This window comes from Mesorhizobium sp. M7A.F.Ce.TU.012.03.2.1 (assembly GCF_004006095.1).
Classification (GTDB): domain Bacteria; phylum Pseudomonadota; class Alphaproteobacteria; order Rhizobiales; family Rhizobiaceae; genus Mesorhizobium.
Map to the genome: position 1 here is coordinate 6486801 of NZ_CP034779.1, position 18124 is coordinate 6504924.

14 protein-coding genes and 1 pseudogene are annotated in these 18124 nt (G+C 62.5%); 7 read left to right on the forward strand and 8 right to left on the reverse strand.

What is annotated here, in order from left to right; translation table 11 throughout:
- Positions 1-125 precede the first annotated feature (125 nt).
- The 7 genes from EJ079_RS32145 to EJ079_RS32175 are packed head-to-tail and all read left to right on the forward strand — an operon-like array spanning position 126 to position 5965.
- Entirely contained in the window at positions 126-1022 is an 897-nt protein-coding gene (locus EJ079_RS32145) for a sugar ABC transporter permease (protein WP_023808865.1), read from the forward strand.
- Positions 1023-1024: 2 nt separating this feature from the next.
- A complete protein-coding gene (locus EJ079_RS32150) occupies positions 1025-1891 on the forward strand; it encodes a carbohydrate ABC transporter permease (RefSeq protein WP_127267476.1) in 867 nt (288 codons plus the stop codon).
- Positions 1892-1895: 4 nt separating this feature from the next.
- Positions 1896-2993 carry a sn-glycerol-3-phosphate ABC transporter ATP-binding protein UgpC gene (ugpC, locus tag EJ079_RS32155; RefSeq protein WP_127811136.1) on the forward strand — a complete coding sequence of 366 codons (1098 nt, stop codon included), beginning with the start codon at positions 1896-1898 and terminating at the stop codon, positions 2991-2993.
- Positions 2994-2998: 5 nt separating this feature from the next.
- The gene (locus EJ079_RS32160) at positions 2999-4111 is read left to right on the forward strand and encodes a mandelate racemase/muconate lactonizing enzyme family protein (RefSeq protein WP_127811137.1); all 1113 of its coding nucleotides are present in this window, start codon (positions 2999-3001) and stop codon (positions 4109-4111) included.
- A 12-nt stretch (positions 4112-4123) separates the two neighbouring features.
- A complete protein-coding gene (locus EJ079_RS32165; protein WP_127811431.1) occupies positions 4124-4444 on the forward strand; it encodes an L-rhamnose mutarotase in 321 nt (106 codons plus the stop codon).
- Positions 4440-5513, forward strand: coding sequence for a Gfo/Idh/MocA family oxidoreductase (locus EJ079_RS32170; protein WP_174800367.1), 1074 nt, complete (start codon positions 4440-4442; stop codon positions 5511-5513). Before EJ079_RS32165 ends, EJ079_RS32170 begins: the two co-directional genes overlap by 5 nt.
- A complete protein-coding gene (locus EJ079_RS32175) occupies positions 5510-5965 on the forward strand; it encodes a MaoC/PaaZ C-terminal domain-containing protein (RefSeq protein WP_164781743.1) in 456 nt (151 codons plus the stop codon). The genes EJ079_RS32170 and EJ079_RS32175 overlap by 4 nt, the downstream gene beginning before the upstream one ends.
- Before the next feature lie 27 nt (positions 5966-5992).
- On the opposite strand, the gene EJ079_RS32180 is transcribed toward EJ079_RS32175, so the two are convergent.
- The 8 genes and pseudogenes from EJ079_RS32180 to EJ079_RS32215 all read right to left on the reverse strand — a co-directional run bounded on the left by EJ079_RS32180 (position 5993) and on the right by EJ079_RS32215 (position 18106).
- Positions 5993-8005, reverse strand: a complete 2013-nt coding sequence (locus EJ079_RS32180) for a putative 2-aminoethylphosphonate ABC transporter permease subunit (RefSeq protein ID WP_127811139.1) — start codon at positions 8003-8005, stop codon at positions 5993-5995.
- Positions 7989-9122: a putative 2-aminoethylphosphonate ABC transporter ATP-binding protein gene (locus EJ079_RS32185; protein ID WP_127270136.1), complete on the reverse strand. Its 1134-nt coding sequence runs from the start codon at positions 9120-9122 to the stop codon at positions 7989-7991. Before EJ079_RS32185 ends, EJ079_RS32180 begins: the two co-directional genes overlap by 17 nt.
- Positions 9123-9244: 122 nt before the next feature.
- Complete coding sequence (locus tag EJ079_RS32190) at positions 9245-10270, reverse strand: putative 2-aminoethylphosphonate ABC transporter substrate-binding protein (protein ID WP_127381958.1); 1026 nt, start codon at positions 10268-10270, stop codon at positions 9245-9247.
- 400 nt (positions 10271-10670) lie between these two features.
- Positions 10671-12032, reverse strand: a complete 1362-nt coding sequence (locus EJ079_RS32195; protein ID WP_245481770.1) for an aspartate aminotransferase family protein — start codon at positions 12030-12032, stop codon at positions 10671-10673.
- Positions 12033-12100: 68 nt separating this feature from the next.
- Positions 12101-13558: a phosphonoacetaldehyde dehydrogenase gene (gene phnY / locus EJ079_RS32200; protein ID WP_127811141.1), complete on the reverse strand. Its 1458-nt coding sequence runs from the start codon at positions 13556-13558 to the stop codon at positions 12101-12103.
- A 224-nt stretch (positions 13559-13782) separates the two neighbouring features.
- Complete coding sequence (phnA, locus tag EJ079_RS32205; RefSeq protein ID WP_127266988.1) at positions 13783-15042, reverse strand: phosphonoacetate hydrolase; 1260 nt, start codon at positions 15040-15042, stop codon at positions 13783-13785.
- Between the two features lie 24 nt (positions 15043-15066).
- The gene (locus tag EJ079_RS32210) at positions 15067-16266 is read right to left on the reverse strand and encodes a 2-aminoethylphosphonate--pyruvate transaminase (RefSeq protein WP_127811142.1); all 1200 of its coding nucleotides are present in this window, start codon (positions 16264-16266) and stop codon (positions 15067-15069) included.
- A 139-nt stretch (positions 16267-16405) separates the two neighbouring features.
- Positions 16406-18106: pseudogene (locus EJ079_RS32215) on the reverse strand (Na/Pi cotransporter family protein).
- Positions 18107-18124: the final 18 nt, after the last annotated feature.

The following is an 18124-nucleotide window of genomic DNA, read 5'->3' on the forward strand; positions in this document are numbered from 1 at the left end:
TCCCAGGGCTGCCTCCCCCATTGGTAATGGGGGAGGCGATCGCGTTTCGCGGCCAGCGGTTTGCGCTAACCCATCGCACCCGGCCCACCCACCGCCGTCCAAATGCAAACACCTCAAGGATTCTGATGAAGGGCTTCAAGCCATCCGCGCCATTCCTGCTGCTGCTTCCGGCCATGATCGTGCTGGCGGCAGTTGTCGTTGTGCCGTTGCTGTTGTCCCTTTACTCCAGCTTCACGCCGTTCCGCCTGACGCGGCCCGAAACGTTCTACGTCTTCATCGGCATCCGGAACTATCTTTCGATCCTGTCCAACACCGATTTCTGGTGGGCGTTCGGCCGCACGGTGCTGCTACTGACCATCGCGCTCAATCTCGAAATGCTGCTCGGCCTTGGGCTTGCCATGCTGGTCGAGAAAGCGACACGCGGCCAGCGCATCCTGCGCACGCTGATGATGTTCCCGATGATGTTCTCGCCAATCCTCGTCGGCTTCCAGTTCAAGTTCATGTTCAACGACAATATCGGCCTGGTGAACAATGCGCTGCAGTCGCTCGGCATTACGCAGGACGCCATACCGTGGTTGATCGAGGGCCATCTCGCCTTCATCGCGATTTCGATCGCCGAGATCTGGTCGTCGACGGCGATCTTCGCCATCCTGATCCTCGCCGGCCTGCTCGCCATGCCCAAGGAGCCGATCGAGGCGGCGCGTGTCGACGGCTGCACGCCGTGGCAGACATTCCGCTATGTGACGTGGCCGTTCGTCATGCCTTTCGCCTACATAGCCATGACTATCCGTTCGCTCGACGTGGCGCGCGCCTACGACATCGTCAAGATCATGACCGATGGCGGACCGGCGGGCCGCACCGAACTGCTATGGACCCTGGTGGCCCGCACCGCCTACAGCGACGGGCGCATGGGCATGGCCAACGCCATGGCCTATTTCTCGATCCTGCTGTCGATCGCCTTCACCGTCTACTTCTTCAACAAGCTCGCCGCGGCGCGCACGCAGATTGGTGCGGAGTGGTGAAGATGGACGAGAATTCTTCCGCCCGCCTGAAGCGCCGGCTGCTGGGCATCGTCTATCGCATTGGCCTGTTCCTGGCGATGCTGACGATCTGCCTGCCGGGCCTGTGGATCGTCCTCTCGTCGCTGCGGCCGGCGGTCGAGATCATGGCCAAGCCGCCGGTCTGGATCCCGCAGGAGATTTCGTTCGACGCCTATGTCGCCATGTTCAGCGGTATCGGCAAAGGCGGCATTCCAGTGATCGAATATTTCCGCAACTCGTTGATCATCTCGGTGACCTCGACGGTCATTGCAGTGGCCATCGGCATGGCCGGCGGCTATGCGTTCGCGCGCTACCGCTTCCGCGGCAAATCGAGCGTCTTCCTCGGGCTGATGCTGACGCGCACCGTGCCGGGCATTGCGCTCTCGCTGCCGCTGTTTTTCCTCTATGTGCGGCTTGGCATCATCGACACCCATTTCGGGCTTATCCTTGCCTATGTCGCGCTCAACGTGCCGTTCACGATCTGGCTGATCGACGGCTTCTTCCGTCAAGTGCCCAAGGACCTCGCGGAGGCCGCGCAGATCGATGGCTGCACGCGCTGGCAGGCGTTCTGGCAGGTCGAGTTCCCGCTTGCCGGGCCGGGCATCGCGTCGGCCGCGATCTTCGCCTTCCTGACCTGCTGGAATGAGTTCGCTCTTGCCTCGCAGCTGACCCGTTCGGTGAGCGCCAAGACGCTGCCGGTCGGCCTACTCGATTACACGGCCGAGTTCACCATCGACTGGCGCGGCATGTGCGCGCTGGCCGTGGTGATGATCATCCCGGCGCTCACCCTCACCTACGTCGTCCAGAAACACCTTGTCGGCGGCCTGACCTCCGGCGCGGTGAAAGGCTGATACCATGGCAACCGTTACCCTCACCAAGCTGACCAAGCGCTACGGCACTGTCGGGATCGTGCACGGCATCGATCTCGACATCGCCGACCGCGAGTTCATCGCGCTGGTCGGCCCCTCCGGCTGCGGCAAGTCGACGACGCTGCGGATGATCGCCGGGCTGGAAGAGATCAGCGCCGGCTCGATCGAGATCGGCGGGCGCATCGTCAACGATTTGCCGCCACGCTCGCGCAACATTTCGATGGTGTTCCAATCCTACGCGCTCTATCCGCACATGACGGTGCGCGAAAATCTCGGCTTCTCTCTGAAGATCGCCGGTGCCGCCAAGGAAGACATGGAGCGCCGCGTCGCCGAGGCCTCGGCCATCCTCGGCCTCGACACGCTGCTGGATCGCCGCCCCTCACAACTGTCCGGCGGCCAGCGCCAGCGCGTCGCCATGGGCCGCGCCATCGTGCGCGATCCAGACGTCTTCCTGTTCGACGAGCCGCTTTCCAATCTCGACGCCAAATTGCGAACGCAGATGCGCACCGAGATCAAGAAGCTGCATGCCAAGGTGCAGTCGACGGTGATCTACGTCACCCACGACCAGGTCGAGGCGATGACGCTGGCCGACCGCATCGTCATTATGCGCGACGGCCATATCGAACAGGTCGGCACGCCCGACGAGGTCTTTCGGCGGCCGGCAACCCGCTTCGTTGCCGGCTTCATCGGCTCGCCGCCGATGAATTTGCACGAGGCCACGATCGATGACGGCCAGATGGTTTTCGCCAACGGCGAAAAGCTGCCGCTGCCCGCTCAGTTCAAGGCCAATGTCACGACCGGCGACAAGGTTGTGTTCGGGCTACGGCCGGACGACATCTATCCGACCGGCCATGGCATCAGTTCCGGTGGCGCGGCAGACGTCCACCAGATCGAACTGCCGATCACCGTTACCGAACCGCTCGGGAACGAGACGCTGGTGTTCGTCGAATTCAACGGTACGGACTGGGTGTCGCGCATGCTGAACCCGAGGCCACTGCGGCCGAGCGAGCGCGTCGCCATGAGCCTCGACATGTCGCAGGCCCATCTGTTTGCCACCGAGACCGGAAAGACATTGCGGAGCTGATCGGCATGACCAAAATTGAGAAAGTCGACCTTCGGATGGTGGACCTTGTGCCCAAGGTCAAGCGCACCGACGCGATCCAGAGCTTCGTCAGCCAGGAAACGCCGATCGTCACCATCACCGATTCCGACGGCGCGGTCGGCACCGGCTACAGCTACACGATCGGCACCGGCGGCTCGTCGGTGATGCGGCTGTTGTCCGACCATCTGGTGCCGCGCCTGATCGGCCGCGACCCCGACATGATCGAGGCGATCTGGCACGATCTCGAATTCGCCACGCATGCCACAACCATCGGCGCCATCACCGCCATCGCCATCGCGGCCATCGATACAGCACTGTGGGACCTACGGGCAAAGAAGCAGAACCTGCCGTTGTGGAAACTGGCTGGCGGCGCCAAGGACCGGTGCCCGCTTTACACGACCGAAGGCGGCTGGCTGCACATCGAGACGGCAGCACTTGTCGATGACGCACTGGCCGCCAAGGCCAAGGGCTTTCGCGGCTCGAAGGTTAAGATCGGCAGGCCACACGGCTCGGAAGATCTTGCCCGTCTGTCGGCGGTGCGCAACGCGGTCGGCGACGGCTATGAGATCATGACCGACGCCAATCAGGGATTCTCGGTCGACGAGGCGATCCGGCGCGCGGCAAGGCTGCGTGAGCTCGATCTCGCCTGGATCGAAGAACCGCTGCCGGCCGACGATATCGATGGGCATATCAGGTTGTCGAACTCGACGCCGACGCCGATCGCGATCGGCGAGTCGCTCTACTCCATTCGCCATTTCCGCGAATACATGCAGAGAGGCGCCTGCTCGATCGTGCAGGTCGATGTCGGCCGCATCGGCGGCATCACGCCCTGGCTCAAGATCGCGCACGCGGCGGAGGCCTTCGACATTCCGGTCTGCCCGCATTTCCTGATGGAACTTCATGTCAGCCTGACCTGCGCTGTTCAGAACGGCCGATATGTCGAGTACATTCCGCAGCTCGACCAGTTGACCGGCAAGCGCCTCCGCATCGAGGATGGCCAGGCGCTGGCGCCCGACGAGCCGGGCATCGGCATCGATTGGGACTGGGACGCGGTCAAGGCCATGAGCATCGCCGAATTCACCACGGCGATCACGAAATAGGAGACTGATATGATGGGGATGGTTCTGGGGCTGAAGCCGGAAAAGGTCGAGGAGTATGTCCGCCTCCATGCCGCCGTCTGGCCCGACGTGCTGGCCATGATCTCCGCCTGCAACATCAAGAACTACTCGATCTACCTGAAGCGGCCGGAGAACCTGCTGTTCAGCACCTTCGAATACCACGGCAGCGACTACGAGGCCGACATGGCGAAGATGGCGGCCGATCCGAAGACGCAGGAATGGTGGGCGGTCTGCATGCCATGCCAGGAGCCGCTGGCGACGCGCAAAGAGGGCGAGTGGTGGGCCGAGATGGACGAGGTCTTCCATCATGATTGAAGGCGGTTTCGACCCTGCCTTGCTCGTTCAATCTTGGCCAAAACCCTCAAAACCCCGGCCGATCGTCACTTTCGGCGCCGGATCGATCGTCGGCGACGCGCATTTCCCGGCCTACAGGAAGGCCGGCTTTCCAGTAGCTGGGCTTTATGATCCTGATCATGCCAGGGCTGAAAAGCTGGCCAGCCAATGGGGCGTGACGGCCTTTGGCTCGGTCGAAGAAGCTGCCGCCGTCGAGGGCGCGATCTTCGACCTTGCCACGCCGCCGTCGCGTCATGCCGATGTGCTGAAGTCCTTGCCTGATGGCGCAGTGGCGCTGATCCAGAAGCCGATGGGCAGCAATCTTGCCGAGGCGACCGCGATCCTCGAGATCTGCCGTGCCCGGAAGCTGCACGCAGCGGTGAACTTCCAATTGCGCTTCGCGCCGATGATGCTGGCGCTCAAGGATGCCGTCGGCAAGGGCTGGCTCGGCGAGATCGTCGACTTCGATGCCTGGCTGGCGCTGGCGACACCGTGGCAGCTTTGGGAATTCCTGCTCAAGGCGCCGCGCGTCGAGATCGCCATGCATTCGATCCACTATCTCGACCTGATCAGGCAATTGCTCGGCGACCCCAAGGGTGTGCACGCCAAGACGCTCGGCCATCCCAACCATGCCGTGGCGCAGACGCGCACCAGCGCCATTCTCGACTATGGCGACACCGTGCGCTGCGCGCTGTCGATCAACCACGACCATAAGTTCGGCCGCCGGCACCAGGCCTGCGAGTTCCGCATCTGCGGCACAGAAGGTGCCGCCTATCTCAAGCTGGGTCTCAACCTCGATTATCCCACAGGTGAACCGGATGTGCTGGAGATTTACCCCAAGGGTGGAACGGACTGGGTCGCGGTGCCCTTGGCCGGCGAGTGGTTTCCAGACGCCTTCGTCGGCCGCATGGCCAATGTCCAGCGTTTTGCCACCGGAGAAGATGCCATGCTGATCAGTCCGGTCGAGGATGCCTGGAGCACGATGGCGCTGGTCGAGGCGGCGTATCAGTCGAGTGCGGCACCGGCGACGCCGATCGCGGAAAGACCCTGATGGAACAGATACAGTATTTCGAAGACTATGAGATTGGCGCGTCGCGCCTGACCAGCGGCCGCACCATCACCGAGACCGACTTCATCGTCCATGCCGGCCACACCGGCGATTTCTTCCCGCACCACATGGACGCCGAGTTCATGAAGACGACGCCATTCGGCCAGCGCATCGCGCACGGCACGCTGGTGTTCTCGGTCGGCATCGGGCTGACGGCAACCGTCATCAACCCTGTCGCCTTTTCCTACGGCTACGACCGGTTGCGCTTCATCAAGCCGGTGTTCATCGGCGACACGATCCGGACGCGCACCACAATTACGGCCAGGGAAGACGACCCGAAGAGGCCGGGGTCGGGACGGGTGATCGAACGCTGCGAGGTGATCAACCAGCGCGGCGAAGTGGTGCTGGCGGCCGACCACATCTACATCGTCGAACGCAGGCCGACGCAGGGCTGAGACTTGGGAAAGTCCTAGAGCATTTCATTATCGTACCCGCCAACCCTGAGTTCTTTTAAGGATACCTTTCGAAACAGCCACGTGAATGATCCGCGCGAATGCGTTGGTGTAGAAGATCATCATGCCCATGGCAGCAGCAGGCGCGGTGTCGCCAGCGTCGTCCATGTTGAGCACTGCAACCGAGGCGAGCGCCGTGTGTGTTGTATAGATGAAGACCACCGCGGAAACCGTCGTCATGGCGTTGACGAAAAGATAGATCGAGATGTCAAGGATTGCCGGCAGACAGATCGGCACTGTCACCCGCGTGAACAGGCGATAGAAAGGCTGCTTCAGCGAGGCCGCGACCGGCTCGAACTCACGATCGATCTGCTTCAGCGCCGTCAGGGCCGTCAAATGACCGACCGTGTAAAAGTGCGTCACGGTGCAGACGACCAGGATCGCCATTGTGCCGTAGATCGCGTGCAGCGGATTGGCCGGATTGTTGAAGAAGAAAATATAGGCCAGGCCAAGCACAAGCCCCGGCACCGCCATCGGCAGCATGGCGAGGAAGTGGAAGGCTGCCCGTCCGGTCCTGAAGCCTTCGGTCTTTTCGACAATGTAAGCGCCGACGAAGACGATGACGGTTCCAAACACAGCGGTCAGCAACGAGAGCGTGATCGAGTTGTAGTAAGAAGCCCAGCCCCCGCCATCCATGCGACCGAACGCGAAATTCTTCAGGCTGAGACTGAGGTCGTAGGGCCAAAACTTGACCAGCGCGGCGTACTGGCAAATGCCGATGATGCCGGCGATGAACAACGCGACCAGGCTGCAATAAGCCAGACAGACCAGGTCGAAGCGGCGATTGGGTTTTGCCTCGTAAGGCACCGAGCGGGCCGACAGGAGCGAAACCTGCCTGCGCTGGACCAGGCGGTCGACGACGAAGGCGGCGATGGCCGGGATCAGCAAGATGACCGAGACCACCGCCCCCATCTCGAAATTCTGCTGACCAATCACTTGCTTGTAGATATCGACGGCGAGCACGTTGAACTGGCCGCCGATGACCTTCGGCAAGCCGAAATCGGTGATGACGAGCGTAAACACGACAAACGCCGCGGAGATCAAACCGTAGCGCGCGCCCGGAATGGTAACGACCCAGAACGTCCGCCACTTGCTGGCGCGCAGCGAAGCGGCGGCTTCATATTGGCGCTGGTCGGAGATCGCCAGTGCCGTCGAGATAATGATCAGAGCATGGGGAAAGGTGAAGAATATCGAGCCGACGACAATCCCCAACGGACCGTAGATCGATATGCCGCCAAGCAGGCTTTTCAACAGGCCCTGGTTGCCGAACAGATAGATGAGGGCGATGCCGGGCAGTAGCGACGGCACCAGGATGGGAGCCATGGCGATGAGCCTGAATAGGCCCTTGAAGCGCATCTTGCTTCGGTTCAAAGCGTAGGCGAAGCCGAAGGCTATGCCGACCGTGATGATGGTGCTGATCAGCGCGATCAGGAAGGAGTTCTGGATCGAGCGGAACAGCGTTGGCGTCGAGAAGTAGGTTGTGTAGTTGTCCAACCCAAGCTCGCGCGCGGGCCTCAGCATAATGCGCCGAAAGGTGTTCGAGTCGACTTCCTGCCATTCGGTGCCGCGGTGGAGTTGCGTGCCGATCAGGAAATAAGCGTCATCGGTCGTGCCGCGGACCTTGTATTTGACCGGGCTGCGGAAACTGAAATCCGGAAAGAAGCTGGTGGCCGGCAGCCGACCATCGGAACTGGTCGCAAGCTTTTCTGGCGGGACCGCGGCGAGTTTCTCGTTCAGAGCGGCGGCCGTCACTGGCTCGCCGAAATTGCCGAGCTTGTCGCTGACCTGGAATTCGAACGCGCCAAGATCGAAGCTGTAGGTCGAGAACGATTTCGACAGCATCACGTAGAGCGGGGCTGCCAGCGACAGGACCAGATAGAACGAGATGACGACCAGCAGGCCGCGCTTGATCAACTCGTCCTTGTCGAGCGACTGTCGGAGCGCCCGACCGGACGGCATCAGGATATCAGTTGCCGCCGCCATGGCGCTCTCCTTGCGGGAAGACAAGCAGTCGGTCGGCGGGCAGTTCCACCGTTAGCGCTCCGCCTTCGGCGAGGCCGAGACGCCGCGTGGCGTTGACCGAGAAATCGGCGATCAGAATCTCGTCTCCAAGCTCTCCGCCGCGCAGCCGGGTGCGCCAGAACGAACCCAGGAATTCCATTTCACCGACGGTCACTTCGATCAGGTTTTCCGAAGTCTTCACCACATCGGGTGCTCCAGGCGAGCGCGAGCCCGGCCCGTGTGGAATCACGTCTTCCGGCCGAATGGCGGCGACGACTGCTTCGCCGTTCGCAAAGCTGTGCGGCGCGCATCTGAAAGCCTTCGTCCCGAAGCCTACCGAATCTGCTCCTACCGTCGCATCAAACTTGTTGGTCTCGCCGATGAAATCGGCGACGAACAGCGTCCTGGGATGGCGATAGATTTCAGTTGGGCTGCCGACCTGCTCGATGACGCCATGGTTCATAACGACAATGCGGTCGGCCAACGACAATGCTTCTTCCTGGTCGTGCGTAACCATGATCGTGGTGACGCCGAGCTTGCGCTGCAGCCCCTTGATCTCGTGGCGCAAGTGCACGCGCACCTTGGCGTCGAGCGCCGACAGCGGCTCGTCGAGCAGAAGCAGGCCGGGCGAGGTGGCGATGGCCCGGGCGAGCGCGATGCGCTGCTGCTGCCCGCCGGAAAGCTGCGCTGGGTATTTCTTCGCCTGATCGGGCAAGCCGACCAGCATGAGCAATTCCTTGACGCGGGCATCGATCTCGGCGCGCGGCCGTTTGGTGTTTTCCAGGCCAAAGGCGATGTTCCTTTCGATCGTCAGATTGGGAAACAGCGCGTAGGACTGAAACACGATGCCGTAGTCGCGTTTTGACGGCGGCAGCGTTGAGATATCCCTGCCCCCCTGGCGGACGACGCCTCTGGTCTGCAGGTCGAGGCCGGCGACGGCGCGCAGCAGCGTGGTCTTGCCGCAACCCGAAGGGCCGAGAAAGCAGATGAATTCGCCTTCGTTGATGTCGAGCGAGATGTCCTTCAGCGCATGGAACTCGCCGAAGGCCTTCCAGAGATGTTCGATCCGCAGGTAAGCCGTGTTGCCGGCAGCGGTCATGGGATGCACCTCGGCCAGCGTTGCCGATAGATCAGCGACGGGTTCGTGTCTCATTTTGACCATCCGGGAAGAGTTACGAGAAGGGCGCCGCTCTGACGGCGCCCTGTCGAAATGCTCTGCGTCTAGCTCTTGGGCTCAGACTTGGCGTCGTAGCGCTTCGTCCACTCGTCGAGAATGGCCTTGCGGTGGTTGGCCGCCCACTCGAAGTCATTATCGATCATCTTGGACTCGATATCTGCGGGCAGGAATTCGACCGGCTTGGCGACATTCGGCATAGCCAGAACCGCATAACCTACATTGTACATCTCGTTGGCCTCCTTGCTGATCGACCAGTCGAGCAGCGTTTTGGCGGCTTCGAGATTTTTCGTTCCCGCAACGATCGCGGATGCCTCCATGTCCCAGCCGATGCCTTCGGACGGGATGACGATATCGAGGGGGGCGCCCTCCTTCTTCGATTTCGCGGCGCGGAACTCGAACGAGATGCCGATTACGGTTTCACCGGCGGCGGCCATTTTGCACGGCTTCGAACCTGAATGCGTGTAGGCATCAATATTCTGATGCAGGGCGTCCATATAGGCCCAACCATCCTTCTCGCCGAACAACTGCAGCCAGCTCGATACATCGAGGAAGCCGGTGCCGGACGAGGCCGGGTTCGGCATCACGATGTGACCCTTGTATTCCGGCTTGGTAAGATCTTTCCAGCTGGTCGGCTCGGTGAGGCCAAGCTTTTTGCCCTCCACGGTGTTGAAGCAGATCGAAGCCGCCCAGGCGTCCATGCCAACCCAGGCCGGTGGCGTGTCCTTGTCGACAAACTTCGGCTTGAGCAATTCGACGCCTTTTGGCGCATAGGGCTCAAGCATGCCTTCGGTCTTCAGCACCAGAAGCGATGTAGCGGCAAGGCCCCAGACAACGTCGGCCTGCGGATTGTCCTTTTCGGCCAACAGCTTGGCGGTAACGACACCCGTGGAGTCGCGGACAAAGTTCAGTTTGATGTCGGGATGGCTCTTTGTGAAAGTCTCGGCGTAGCGGGCGAGATCTTCGGCTTCAATGGCGGTATAGACTGTCAGTTCGGAGGTTTCGGCAAAGGCGGCGGATGACATCAATGCCGCGGCGAAGGCCATTGCGATAGTTGCGTTGCGCGATTTCATGCTCAGTTCCCCTTTGATTGTTGGCACATTCTGCGATGCACTGTGACGATCGCGCCGGTGGACATTGCGGCCCTGTAGCGCTTGTGGATTTCGTCGTTGGGTCAACTCTGGGGATTGGTGATCGATAAGTAAAATCTATTTATTTTATGACAGACAAACTTCTCCTGATAGTTGTCATGGAACTGTCGCATGCCTGTTGCGGCCGCGATTCCGCGCTTGCGAAAGCCCACGATTGGCAACGGAGACGGTTATGGTCAGCCGAACGAAACGCCCGTTGTCTGTGCCCGCAAACGCGGGTCGGACGAGCGGACAGTCACCACCAGATCGCCCCCCCTCGCCCGCAAGCCCGCGTCGATTTCAGGGCATTCGAGCTCGCGGTCGGTGCGCACGGCCTTCATGGTCAGGCCGCCAGCACGGCGGTCTCGAGGATGTCGAACGCACGATCGAGATCAGCTTTCGAAATGACCAGCGGCGGCGACAGCGTCAGCACATTGCCCTGGCTGACCTTGAAGCTCAGCCCCTGCCCCAGGCAAGCATAGAAGACGCGTTCGGCGAGATCGCGCGCCGGCTCGCGCGTATCGCGATCCTCGACGAGCTCGACGCCGACCATCAGTCCCCTGCCCCTGACGTCGCCGACATGGGGCGAGCGCGCCATCAGGTGCTGCATACGCTCCAGCATGTGCCGGCCAAGTTCGGCCGCGCGTTCGACCAATCCTTCCTCCAGGATGATGTCGATCGTCGTCAGTGCGGCGCGGGTCGTCACCGGGTTCTTCTCGTGGGTGTAGTGGCCGATCGCGAAGCCACCGGTGACGTCGAGGTCGCGGCGCGCGATGACGGCGGCGATCGGCAGGATGCCGCCGCCGAGCGACTTGCCGAGGACGACGATGTCGGGCGTCACATCATCATGCTCGTGGGCGAAGAATTTTCCCGTCTTGCCCAGCCCGGTCGGGATCTCGTCGAAGATCAGCAGCGTGCCGTGCCGGTCGCAGGCTTCGCGAACCCGCTTCCAGAAACCGGGCGGCGGCGGGTTGGGCGTCGCCCGCATCGGTTCTGCGACGACCGCCGCCACGTCCTGTTCGCGGCCGAGCACATAGGCGATCATGTTGGCGCAAGCGAGCCCCGAGGTTTCGAGGGAATCGTGGCCATAGGGACAGCGATAGCCGTCCCAGGGTGCGACGTGCTCGGTGCCGGTCATCATCGGGCCTGATATGTGCGAGCGGAAGGTCGCCTCGCCGCCGACGCTTGCAGCGCCGAAGCCGGCCCCGTGGAACGCATCCCAGAACGACACCGTCTTGAAGCGGCCGGTCGCGGCGCGGGCGATCTTCAGCGCGACCTCGATGGCATCCGAACCACCGGTGGTGAACAGCACCTTGCCGAGATCGCCGGGCGCCAATGCCGCCAGCTTCTCCGCCAGCTCGACAGCGGGCTCGCAGGTAAAGCGGCGCGGCGCAAAGCAGAGCTCATCGAGCTGCTTTTTGATCGCCGTGACCAGCCTTGGATGGCCGTAGCCGAGGTGATGCACGCTGTTGCCGTGGAAATCCATGAAGCGGCGGCCAGCGGTGTCCTCGATCCAGATGCCTTGCGCCTTCGCGATGGTCGAAAGGCAGGGGCTGGACAGACTCTGGTGCATGAAGGCAGCCGCGTCGCGATCGAGCAAGCCGCGGATCCGCGGATCGTCATGCCCGGCATCCCATCGGCCGCGAGCCGCTGTGGTGTTGGAATCGCCTTCGGTGTGCACAAGCTCTTTGATCGCGGCCATCATGGTCTCCGAAACGCGAATGAGGGAGCGGCGAACGCTCCCTCCATTGTTTATCCGTCAATGCCGCCCGGTCAGGACCAGGGCAGCGAAAATGTCTTCACATTGGTGTAGCTCTTCATCGCCTCGATGACGCCTTCCTTGTAGCCATTGCCCGAATCCTTGATGCCGCCGAAGGGCGACATCTCGATGCGGTAGCCCGGCACTTCCCAGATGTTGACGGTGCCGACCTGAAGGCCGGCGATGTATTTCTGCATGCGCGGAAAAGAGTTGGTGCAGACGCCCGACGACAGGCCGAAGGCGGTCGAGTTGGACAGTGCGATCAGCGCATCATCGTCGTCCGGCGCGCGAACGATCGGGATGATCGGGCCGAACGTCTCCTCCATCACCAATTCGGATGTGTGAGGAACGCGATCGACGACGATCGGCGGCAGCAACGCGCCCTGACGACCCGGATTGTAGAGGATTTCGGCGCCCTGCTCGGCGGCCATGTGGACGCGGGCTTCGAACAGCGCCGCCGCCTTCTCGTGCACGACGGTGCCAAGGTCGGTCGAGCGGTCCATCGGATCGCCGAAGCGGATTTTTTTCGCCCGCTCCAGCACCAGCGGCACGAAGCGGTCGGCGACGCTTTCCTGAACCAGGATGCGCTTGACCGCGGTGCAGCGCTGGCCGGAGTTCTTTGTCGCGCCGGCGACGGCCAGATCCGCGGCTCTGGCCAGATCCTCGTCGGAGAGATCGTTGAGGATGATCAGCGGGTCGTTGCCGCCGAGTTCCAGCACCTGGCGCTTGTAGCCGGCGGTGCGGGCGATCATCTTGCCGACCGGCACGCCGCCGGTGAAAGTGATCAGGTCGATATTGTCGTTGGTGATCATCTCGTTGCCGATGTCTGCGGGCCAGCCGGTCACCACCGACAGCATTTCGGGCGGCAGACCGGCTTCATAGAGAATGTCGGCCAGGAGAAGCGCCGTCATCGGCGTCAATTCGGTCGGCTTGACCACCACGCAATTGTTGGTGGCGATCGCCGGCGCCACCTTGTGCGAGACCATGTTGAGCGGGTGGTTGAACGGCGTGATCGCCGAGATCGCCTTCAACGGCTCGCGGGTGGTGAAGATCTTGCGCGCCTTGCCGTGCGGGGTGAGGTCGCAGGAGAAGATCTGGCCGTCGTCCTGGATGCACATCTGCGCCGACAGCGTGAACACGTCATAGGCACGGCCGACCTCATAGAGCGAGTCCGTCTTGGAGATGCCGAGCTCGAGCGTGATGAGATCGGAGATTTCTTCGCGGCGCGACGCCAATGCCTCGGCGGCGCGGAACAGGATCTGCTGACGCTCGTAGCGCGTCAGCTTCGATTTGTAGCTGGCGGCGATCTCGAATGCTTTTCGCGCGTGCTCGGCACGCCCGGCCGGCACGGTGCCGATGACGGTGTCGTTCCAGGGGTAGCGCACCTCGACGACGCCGTCGGCATCAACTTTCTTGCCGGCAATGCGCATCGGCTCGTGGCGGACTGTGATGGCTGGGTCGAGCTTGGTCATGGGTTCTGCTCCAGCAGATTCTTGGGTACGTCGCGGGGTCGACCCCCACTCCGGCCCTCCGGGCCACCTCTCCCCCGATCGACGGGGGAGAGGAAATCAGGCGAAGTCGGCGCCCCCACGTTTCCCGGCTAAGCCGCGGCTAACCCTGGCGCCTTTCTCTCCCCCGTCGATCGGGGGAGAGGTGCCGAGCGTAGCGAGGCGGAGTGGGGGGTCCACACTAGCGCTCAGCCCGCCAGTGCCGCCGCCATTGTGGCGTAGTAAAAGGCGTCGAAGTTTCTCAACACAGGTTCATCAGGCAATTCCGGCAGCACACGATTGACGATGAACGGCACCTCCTGCTCGGTCAGCCCACCATGCGACCGTAGCGGTTCGTTCAGAGCCGCCAGGTCATGGCGATGTTCTGAGGTGCCGATCGTCTTGTTCTCGGTCGAGATCAGCACGATGTCGCCGATGCGATCTGCCGGCAGCTCAAAGCGCTCGCACGCCGTCGGGCTGTCGACGACCAGCATGATGCCGTCGATCTTCGCCAGCCGGGCCATGATGCCGGCCTGATCTGCGCCATCAGGCAGATAGGCGGTGGCAAACGAGCCGAGCGCGCCGTGATGCACGACATAGGGGTCGGTGATCGGCAGGATGACGCGGGCGGCGTCCTTGCCCAGCCACTCGTCGAGAAGGTCCTGGACATAGACGACGTCGGGCGAACCGTCCGCCTTGTGCTTGGGCTTCATGCCATGGTCGGCGGTGACGACGATCGCCGCGCCCAGCGCATCAAGCTCGGTCAGGTATTTGTCGAACATCTCGTAGAAGGCGTTGGCCTGCGGCACGCCCGGCGCGTATTTGTGCTGCACATAGTCTGTGGTCGTCAGGTACATGATGTCGGGACGGAACTCCTTCAGCAGCTGCACACCGGCGGCAAAGACGAATTCCGAAAGTTCGGCCGAATAGACCTCCGGCACGGGCAGCCCAAAATGTTTCGAGGCATTGTCGATGCCGTGCTCGGCCCTGGTGGTGGTGTCGGATTTTTCCGCCGAGAAGCACAGCGCGCGGCCTTCATCGAAGGCAAGGCCCTTGCCAAGCAAAGCACGCAGCTTGTCCTTGGCGGTGACCACGGCGACCTTGGCGCCGGCATCATAGAAGGCCTGGAAGATGGTCGGCGCGCGCAGGAAGCGCGGGTCGTTCATCATCACTTCCTTGCCGGTCTCGCGCTCATAGAGATAGTTGCCACAGATGCCGTGCACCGACGGCGGCCGGCCGGTGGCGATCGACAGATTGTTGGGATTGGTGAAGCTCGGAATGACCGAGTGCGCAAAACGCACCGTGCCCTTCTGCTTGATCCTGACCAGAGCCGGCATCAGCCCGGCCTCGATCGCCTCGTCGAGATAGGCAGGCTCGCAGCCGTCAAGGCAGATGGCGATGGCCGGCACACGCGGCCAGGCGTAGGTGCGGCCGTTGACCGCGACGTTGATGGGAGACATCTGGTTCATCTGATATCCTCGAGATCGGCCGCTTCAGGCGGGGAGTTTGGCGCGTTCGGCGAGTGCCGCGGCGGGTGGGGCGGCGGTGTCGACGCCCATTTCATGAAGCGAGAAGGCCGCCGCCTCGACGACGCGGCGCATGACATGTTCGTCCATCTGGCCGATGCAGCCGACGCGGAAGCTATCGACGGCGGTCAGCTTGCCCGGATAGATGATGAAGCCCTTGTCCTTCATCAGATCGTAGAAGCGGTCGAAGGCGAAACTGGCATGGGCCGGGTTGAAGAAGGTGACGATGATCGGCGACAGCCAGCGATCCCCGAGCAGTGTCTCGAAACCGAGGTCGCGCATGCCGGCCACCATGACGTCGCGGTTCCTCGTATAGCGAGCGCCACGGCCGGCGACGCCGCCTTCGGCCTCGTGCTGGCGCAGTGCTTCGAGGAAGGCAGCGACGACGTGCGTCGGCGGCGTGTAGCGCCACTGGCCGGTTTTGTTGAGGTGCGCCCACTGGGCGTGGACATCGAGCGACAGCGAATGGCTCCTGCCTTTGGCAGCCTCCAGCTCGCTCTTGCGGGCGATGATGAAGCCGAAGCCCGGAACGCCCTCAATGCACTTGTTGGCGGACGAGACCATCGCCTCATAGCGGATATCGTTGACGTCGAGCGCTACGGCGCCGAACGCGCTCATGGAATCGACCAGCAGCTTGCGACCCTTGGCATGGACGGCTTGCGCAATCTCGGCGACCGGATTGAGGATGCCGGAGCTGGTCTCGCAATGGATGGCGATGACATGGGTGATATCAGGGTCGGCCGCGAGGGCCGCCGCCACCTCGTCGCCGCGCGGCGGCAGATAGTCGCCCTTGTCGATCAGCGTGTAGGCGCGGCCGAGATACTGCATGGTCTGCGCGGCGCGCAGGCCGTAGGCGCCGTTGGCCAGCACCAGAACCTTGCCATCTCTGGGCACAAACGAACCCAGCATCGCTTCAACGCAGAAGGAACCGCTGCCTTGCATCGGCACGCAGTCGAACTCATCGTTCCTGTCCCCGGTCAGCGCCAGCAGGCGGCGACGCATATCCGATGTCATGGCGCGGAAGTCGCCGTCCCACGATCCCCAGTCGCGCAACATCGCCTCCTTGACCGAATAGGCCGTGGTAAGCGGCCCTGGGGTCAGAAGATACGGCTCGCCCAGCGCCGGACTGGCCAGCGGCTCCGCGGCAAATTTCGTCTCGGCGAGCATGTTGTCCTCCGCTCGATCTGCGTTCGATGTGGCCTTATTCTTGGCCTGAATGATCTATTTGTAAAATCGTTATTTTGTATCGATGTATCGATTCTAACGATGGCAAGGATTGCCACTCGCCAGCGGAGAATGTCGCCCGTCAGGCGAGCGCCGGAGCCATCGCTTCCGCTGCCCCTCTCGCCAGCCGGCTTTCGAGCAGATCACCGCTCTGCGTCAGCAAGGGATAGGCGACCCAGGCCATCAGCGAGTTGATCTCCTTCAGCGCCCGCACCGCCTCCAGGTGGATGTCGCTGGTGTCGATGCTCTGCGGCATTCCTGATTGCAGGCGCTTGAGGTGACGGTCATGGCTCATGCGTTCCAGTCTGCGCATCCGCTCCTTCTCGACGACGAGTTGCCGCGCCGACTCGAGATCGCTCGACACCAGCACATTGAGTGCAAGCTGCATGTTGGCCATGACACGGTTGTGAAGCCCGGCCAGTTCGCTCCAGCCGTCGCGTGAAAAGCGCAGGTTCTTGTCACGCAGCTCCTGGGTGAGCACGAGCAGGTTCTTGGCGACGATATCGCCGGCGCGTTCGAGATTGATGGCGAAGTCGGTGAGTTCTATGCCGCGCTGCGCCTCGGCCGCGCTCATGCTGCCGCGATTGACTTCGGCAATGTAGAGCTTGATCTCGGTGTGGGCGCGGTTGACCTCCTCATCAAGTTTTTGGGCTTGGCGTATCTAGTCGGCGGTGCCGGCGTCGAAGAAATCCATCACCGGGCGCAGCATCACCTCGACGACTTCGCCCACGCGCAGCAACTCGCGGGTCGCACTGGCCAGAGCGAGACCGGGTGTGCGCATGACGGTGCGGTCGAGCGCGCTGGTGCGGCGTGACATCAGGTCCCCAGCCTCCCCTGCCTTTGCCGCTGGCCTGTCGGGGATCAGCAAGGTGGCGAGCTTTTCCATCGTGCCGGTGAACGGCAAGCAGCAGATGACCAGCACCATATTGAAGGCAAGGTGCAGGTTGACCAGTTGGCGGCCTTCGGTTGCGCCGAACAGATGCGCCGGGAAGGTCACGGCCTGAAGCGCAAACAAGGCGGCGAGCGCCGTCGTGCCGCGAAAGATCAGATTGCCAAGCGGGACACGGCGCGCCTCGACGGCATCGCCGCGTGTCAGCCACACCGCAATCAGCGCACCACCGCAATTGGCGCCGAGGATGAAGAGCAGGCCGACCTCGACCGGCAAGACGCCTTGCGCGGCAAGCGTGACGAACAGCAGGATCGCCGCGACGCTGGAGTGGATCAGCCATGTGAACAGGGCAGCTGCGGCAAAGGCGGTGAAATAGTCCGTGCGCAGATAGGAAATCACCAGTGGCAGCAAATTGCTCTGCCGCATCGGAGCGGTCGCCTCGCCGATCATATGCAGCGACAACAGGACGAAGGCGACCCCCATCAGGATTCGCCCGCTCTGCCTGATGCCAGCCACCTCGAACTTCAGGACCATCGCGCCGCCGACCAGGATCAGCGCCGGCACCAGCCAGCTGAGATCGAACGACAGCACCTGCACGACCAGGGCGGAACCGAGATCGGCGCCCAGCAGGATCGCCAGCCCTGATGACACCGAAACCATGCCGCTGGCGGCAAACCCGGCCGCCAGGATCGCGACTGCGGTCGAGCTTTGCAGCAGCACGGCAAGCACGGTGCCGACGCCCGCCGACCTGATCCGTGCACCCCGGGCTTGCCTCAGGGCATCACGCAAAGCGGGGCCGCAGGCCCGCTCGACACCCGTACGCACCATATGCACGGCCCAGAGCAGCAGCATGACCGCACCCGCCAGATGCAGCAGGATGATGGAAAATTGCATGGCGACGCCTCCGGTGCC